The organism is Hydrogenovibrio sp. 3SP14C1 (genome assembly GCF_029625905.1).
In the GTDB taxonomy this organism is placed as follows: domain Bacteria; phylum Pseudomonadota; class Gammaproteobacteria; order Thiomicrospirales; family Thiomicrospiraceae; genus Hydrogenovibrio.
In genome coordinates, this window is record NZ_JARTLM010000360.1 from 1 (window position 1) to 230 (window position 230).

The following is a 230-nucleotide window of genomic DNA, read 5'->3' on the forward strand; positions in this document are numbered from 1 at the left end:
GACGGTATGCGCCAGGATCACCGTGGGCTTGCCGTTGGTGGTGTTGACCGCTTCGTGGTAAGCCGCGTAGACCTTGAACGGGTCGTGGCCACCCCGGTTGAGCTTCCAGATATCCTCGTCGGAGAGGTCTTTGACCATCGCTTCGGTTTCTGGGTACTTACCAAAGAAGTGCTCACGGGTGTAAGCACCGCCGTTCGCTTTGTAGTTCTGGTACTCGCCGTCGACCGCTT

Annotated in this window: 1 protein-coding gene; it reads right to left on the reverse strand. The window is 58.3% G+C overall.

Features of this window, described 5'->3' with window-relative positions; translation table 11 throughout:
* Positions 1-230 (reverse strand): hypothetical protein (locus tag P8629_RS12840; RefSeq protein ID WP_278166465.1); only part of this gene is annotated, 230 nt, incomplete at both ends.